This window comes from Devosia sp., assembly GCF_041917035.1.
Lineage (GTDB): Bacteria > Pseudomonadota > Alphaproteobacteria > Rhizobiales > Devosiaceae > Devosia_A.
In genome coordinates this window covers 1-3,056 of sequence record NZ_JAYRYM010000348.1, presented here as the reverse complement: position 1 = coordinate 3,056, position 3,056 = coordinate 1, and the positions used below count along the sequence as shown (strand labels likewise).

The following is a 3,056-nucleotide window of genomic DNA, read 5'->3' as shown; positions in this document are numbered from 1 at the left end:
TCATCGGCAGCTTGGTCGAGCGGGTGATGTCGGTGTAGTAGCCGACGATCTGGTCGGCCGAGAAGCCCCAGTAGAAGGGCGGCACCGAGGAGATGGCGTCGACGCCGGCGGCGGCGGCGTGCTGGGCCAGATCGATCGAGGTGCGCGTGCCGATGGCGCCGATATGGGCGATGACCGGGATGCGGCCCCGGGTCTCGTCGACGGTGATCTCGACGACGCGCTTGCGCTCCTCGGGCGACATCAGGAAGGACTCGCCGGTCGAGCCGGTGATGTAGAGCCCCTCGAGCTTGCGCTCGATGAGGAAGTTGACGATGGCGCGCAGCCGGCCCTCGTCGAGCGCCTCGTTCTCGTCGAACGGGGTCACCATCGCCGGGATGACGCCGGTGACGGACTTGATATCGAAGGCAGGCATATGAGGCTCCGTGTGAGGGGTCAGGCTGCCGGGGCGGCGGCCTCGGGTGCGTCGATCAGGTGGCAGGCGGCGAAGTGGTCGTCCCGTCCGTCGATGGAGTAGCGCTTGAGCGTCGGCACCGCCGTCTTGCAGATGTCCTGGCGGAAGCGGCAGCGCGGATGGAAAGGACAGCCGGACGGTGGATTGACCGGGCTCGGCACGTCGCCCTCGAGCACGACGCGATTGCTGCGCCGGTCGAGGTCGGCGACCGGGATGGCGGAGAGCAGGGCCTGCGTATAGGGGTGCAGCCGTCGGGCGTAGAGGTCCTCGGACCGGCACAGTTCCACGATGCGGCCCAGGTACATCACGGCGATGCGATCGCAGATGTACTCGGTGACGCTGAGGTCGTGGGTGATGAAGACGTAGGTCAGGTTACGCTCGCGCTTGAGCCGCATCAGCAGTTCCAGCACCTGGGCGCGGATCGAGACGTCGAGGGCGCTGACGGCCTCGTCGCAGACGATCAGTTCCGGCTCGACGCTGAGGGCGCGGGCGATGCCGATGCGCTGGCGCTGGCCGCCCGAGAACTCGTGCGGATAGCGGTCCATGTATTCGGGCCGCATGTTCACCGCCTCGAGCAGGTCGCCGACCAGCTTGCGACGCGCCTCGCGGGTCTTGATGCCGTACTTCTTCAGCGCGTCCTCGAGCGAGCCGAAGATGGTGAAGGAGGGATTCAGAGAGGAGTGCGGGTCCTGGAAGACGATCTGCAGTCGCTTGCGATAGGGATCGAGTTCGCGGTCGTCGAGCTGGACCAGATCGACCGTTTCGGTCTTCGAATTGTAGACGATTTCGCCCGACGTGGCGCGGACCAGTTGCAGGATGGTCTTGCCCAGCGTGGTCTTGCCGCAGCCGCTCTCGCCGACGAGGCCGAGCACTTCGCCGCGATGGATGTCGATATCGACGCCGTCGACCGCCTTGACATGCCCGACGGTGCGCTTGAACACCCCGGCCTTGACCGGGAAGTGTGCCTTGACGCCCTTGAGCCTGAGAATGAGGTCGGCTTCAGCGGGGGGCATTGGCGAGCTCCTCGTGGCGCCAGCACATGACCCGATGCGTCGCGGTCATCTGCGTTTCCTCCGGCATCCGGTCGCATTTGTCGATGCGATGGGTGCAGCGATCGGCGAACTGGCAGCCGACCGGTCGGTTGAACGGATCGGGCGTCGCGCCGGGGATGGCGCGGACCGACTGGTTCCTGCCGCGGCCCAGCACCGGGATCGAGTCGAGCAGCGCCCGCGTGTAGGGGTGGGTGGGGTGGCGCAGCACGTCGTCGACGGTGCCGGCCTCGACGATGTTGCCCATGTACATGACGGCCACGTCGTCGGCGAGTTCGGCGACCACCCCCATGTCGTGGGTGATCAGCAGGATGGCCGTGCCGTGCTCGCGCCTGAGCGTCGACATCAGATCGAAGATCTGCGCCTGGATGGTCACGTCGAGCGCCGTGGTCGGCTCGTCGGCGATGAGGATCTTGGGATTGCAGGCCATCGCCATGGCGATCATGGCGCGCTGGCGCATGCCGCCCGAATACTGGTGCGGAAACTGGTCGACGCGCCGCTCGGGCAGCGGAATACCCATGGCGCGCAGCAGGTCGATGGCCTTGTCCTTCAGCTGCCGGCCACGCATGGCGGTGTGGTAGTAGAGGTTCTCCATGATCTGGAAGCCGACGGTGAATACCGGGTTCAGCGCCGTCATCGGATCCTGGAAGATCATCGAGATCTCCGAACCGCGGATGGACCGCATGCGGCTGCCGTTGCGAGGCAGGGTGTCGATGCGGATGTCGCCGCGCTCGCTGTGGTAGATGATCTCGCCGTCCTCGATCCGGCTGAGGGTCGGCAGCAATTGCATGATCGAGGCGGCGGTGACGCTCTTGCCGCAGCCGCTCTCGCCGACCACGCACAGCGTCTTGCCGCGCCGGATCTCGAACGAGACGCCGTTCACCGCCTTGTTGCAGCGGTTGTTGGTGTAAAAGAAGGTCTTGAGGTTCCTGACGCTCAGGGCAACGTCCGAGGCGGTCATGGCGTCAGCCCTGCTGCGTTGGGTCGGTGGCATCGCGCAGGCCGTCGCCGATGAAGTTGACGCTCAGCACGAAGAGCGAGATGACGGTGCCGACCGGCAGCCACAGCCACCAGTTCTTCTGCAGCACGGTCAGGTCCTGGGCGACATTGAGGATGTTGCCCCAGGTGGGAATGGCGAGCGGAACGCCGAGGCCGAGAAAGCTCAGTCCCGCTTCCTGCAGGATGAAGGCGGCGGTCGACAGCGTGATGTTGACCATCACCGGTCCCAGCGCATTGGGCAGCATGTGCTTGAAGCTGATGAGGGCGCGGTTGAGGCCGAAGCTGCGCAGCGCCTGCACGTACTCCTCCTCGCGCAGCGACAGCATGCGGGCGCGGACCAGCCGGTAGATGCCGCACCAGCCGCCGACGATGAAGATCGCCATGATGTTGAACAGCGACTGGCCCATGATCGAGACCAGCATCAGCACGAGGATGATCTCGGGGAAGGCCATGATGGCCTCCGAGATGCGCATCATCACCGCATCGAGCCAGCCCCCGACATAGCCTGCATAGCAGCCGATGATGACGCCGACCGCGGCCGAGATCAGCGCACTGCC

4 protein-coding genes are annotated in these 3,056 nt (G+C 65.8%); all 4 read right to left on the bottom strand.

Annotated elements, in window-relative coordinates:
* Positions 1-412 (bottom strand): dihydrodipicolinate synthase family protein (locus ACE3TU_RS20790; protein ID WP_374627727.1); only part of this gene is annotated, 412 nt, incomplete at its 3' end.
* Positions 413-432: 20 nt separating this feature from the next.
* Positions 433-1,464, bottom strand: coding sequence for an ABC transporter ATP-binding protein (locus tag ACE3TU_RS20785; RefSeq protein WP_374627725.1), 1,032 nt, complete (start codon positions 1,462-1,464; stop codon positions 433-435).
* Positions 1,451-2,461: an ABC transporter ATP-binding protein gene (locus ACE3TU_RS20780; protein WP_374627723.1), complete on the bottom strand. Its 1,011-nt coding sequence runs from the start codon at positions 2,459-2,461 to the stop codon at positions 1,451-1,453. The genes ACE3TU_RS20785 and ACE3TU_RS20780 overlap by 14 nt, the downstream gene beginning before the upstream one ends.
* Before the next feature lie 4 nt (positions 2,462-2,465).
* Positions 2,466-3,056 (bottom strand): ABC transporter permease (locus ACE3TU_RS20775; protein WP_374627721.1); only part of this gene is annotated, 591 nt, incomplete at its 5' end.

Coding starts and splice junctions, on each gene's coding strand:
- ACE3TU_RS20780 (WP_374627723.1), bottom strand. CDS start 2,461: ATGACCGCCTCGGACGTTGCCCTGAGCGTCAGGAACCTCAAGACCTTC.
- ACE3TU_RS20785 (WP_374627725.1), bottom strand. CDS start 1,464: ATGCCCCCCGCTGAAGCCGACCTCATTCTCAGGCTCAAGGGCGTCAAG.